This is a genomic window from Geodermatophilus chilensis (assembly GCF_002802985.1).
In the GTDB taxonomy this organism is placed as follows: Bacteria; Actinomycetota; Actinomycetes; order Mycobacteriales; family Geodermatophilaceae; genus Geodermatophilus; species Geodermatophilus chilensis.
The window spans coordinates 1-2,160 of record NZ_NVPT01000315.1 but is presented as its reverse complement, the minus strand read 5'-3'; the positions used below and the strand labels follow the sequence as shown (position 1 = coordinate 2,160).

At 67.5% G+C, this 2,160-nt stretch carries 2 protein-coding genes; one reads left to right on the top strand and one right to left on the bottom strand.

Annotated elements, in window-relative coordinates:
- Positions 1-256: 256 nt before the first annotated feature.
- The gene (locus CNO22_RS26775) at positions 257-481 is read right to left on the bottom strand and encodes a DUF7455 domain-containing protein (RefSeq protein ID WP_100502258.1); all 225 of its coding nucleotides are present in this window, start codon (positions 479-481) and stop codon (positions 257-259) included.
- Between the two features lie 830 nt (positions 482-1,311).
- On the opposite strand from CNO22_RS26775, the gene CNO22_RS26770 reads away from it, so the two are divergent.
- Positions 1,312-2,160, top strand: an 849-nt coding sequence (locus CNO22_RS26770; RefSeq protein ID WP_157937158.1) for a serine/threonine-protein kinase, incomplete at its 3' end; no start/stop codon positions are given.

Here is a 2,160-nt window from a genome sequence, read left to right as displayed (position 1 = left end):
TCAGCCGTGGTGAGTCGGCATGACGTGAGATGTTGGAACTGTTGGTAGCGCGGAAGGAGTCTACGGCAGCGTCAGATTGGTATCAGAGGCAGGGGAGACCAAGGACCACCAGATAGCCGGGTCGCCGGGTGGTCGTCGAGGGGGGATCCCGGGAACGACGGAGCCGCCGGCGCCCTGTCCCCGTCAGGCGGGAACGGGACGCCGGCGGCGGCGTCGGGTGAGGGCTTCATCGCTTTGAGCGACGATAGCGCCTCCGTCAGTGGCTGAGGCGCTGTTCGCCTTCAGTCTCGATGATGTCGACCGCGATGTCGCGGAGCTTGCCCTCGTACTCACGGGCGTGGTGCCCGCAGAAGACGAGGTCGCTGCCGCTGGCGAGGACCACCCGCACCTTGGCCAGTGCGCCACAGCGGTCACAGTGGAAGGGAACGACGAGGTCGTCGGCGGGCGGGGTCGTCGTCAGCGTCTGGGTCATCTGGGTCATCACTCGCTCTCTACCGCACGGACCCGCGGCTGCGGATCGGCCTCCTGCACAGCGCCAGGATGTCCCCCTGTGTTCCCGACCCGCCCGATCCGACGGGTGGACTCGCCGAGAGCGGTGAGGCCGGTGCCGGTGGTGCAGGTGGTCCGGGTCAGCAGGGACGTCACTGGGTGGTGCCGGTCTGTCGTGTCGTGCTGTTCTCGTCGTTCGCGTGCGCCGGTCGTCGTCCGGCTGGTGGGTCCGCTGCTGTCTTGACAACCCCCACGCTACGCCGTCTACCCGGCGCGTGACGGCGTACACCGGCGGACCGGCTCATCGGGGTGAGATCGTGACCATCCTGAGATGCAGGTCACCGGGGCGGCGGCCGACACCGCGGCCAGGAGCCGTCCTCGACTGCCTGGCGTGCCGAGTGGCGAGTCGTCGTGGTCTCGAGGTCGACGAGGCCACGACAGGTCGCCAGTCGGCGGTGTGGCAGATACGGCGACGGCCCCCCGGCGGAGTCGACCGGGGGCCGTCGCGCTGACGGGTCCTCTTTCAGTCGAGGTAGTCGCGCACTACGGACGCTTGAGCGGTGTGCATGGCCTGCGGGCAAGACTGCAGGTGGGAAGCGATGTGCATTGAAATATCCTGGACTGAGATAGCGATGAGATCAGTCGATGGCCAGTTTGCTCCTACTCATGGGGGGCACCGCCAGGTGTGGGTAGGTGTCGAAGCGACCGAGGCCAAACCGGATCGCTACGCCTCGCCCTCCAACTCCCTGGATCGCCGGAACAGTTGTACGCTGCGTGTCGTTGCGGACACGCAAGGTGCACGGAGAGGTTGGGGAGTAGAAGGTGGACCATCACGACCTGCTCGATGAGGTGCGCGCGGCGTTGGGGACGTCGGAGCTGACCCCGCTGCTGTCTGGCGGGCAGAAGCTGGTCTACCGCGGTCAGCTCGAGAGCGTCCCGGTCGCCGTGAAGATCGTTCAGGTGCCAGAGACGGCACACGCGGAGCAGGTCATCGAGCGGGCTCGCCGCGAGGTCGAACTCCTGTCGACGGTGGAGTCCCCGTTCGTGGTTCGGGTGCTTTCCGAGGCTGTGGAGATCGGCGACCGGCCGGAGGCGGTGTGCTGGGTCGAGGAGCTCCTCGACGGTCATGACATGCGCGACCTGATCGGCGAGTTTCCATGGGCTCCGGCGCAGGTCTGGTCCCTGGTAGTGGACACCGCCTCCGGCCTGGCCGCCTGCCATGAACTCGATGTGGTCCACCGAGACCTCTCCCCGGGCAACGTGCGTCAGCGGGCCAGTGGGCGCTTTGTGCTCATGGACCCTGGGTTCGCCCGGCATCTGACCAAGACCGCGCTGACCGGCGAGTACCAGCCCGGTACACCCGGCTACCTCTCACCCGAACACGTACCCGGCGGCAGTCCTACCCCGGCCAGCGACATGTTCGGCCTGGGCATCCTGGCCTTCCAAGCCCTGACTGGAGGGCTCCCAGTCGTTCCCTCTGGCGACGACGCCCAGTACTTCGAGCAGCTGCGCACGGGACAGGCTCCCATGGTGCAGAGCCAGCGGCCGGACGTGCCTGACGACCTCGCCGCGCTAAAGATTCTCAAGGGCGGGGGTTACAGGAAGGGCCCGAACTCGAGCCCGGTGCTGGCGAGGAAGCCGACCAGGAGCCCGGGGCGGTACTGCATCCGC

What these genes read in the sequence shown, in the direction of transcription:
- CNO22_RS26775 (WP_100502258.1), bottom strand. Translation starts at nt 481, where the DNA reads ATGACCCAGATGACCCAGACGCTGACGACGACCCCGCCCGCCGACGAC.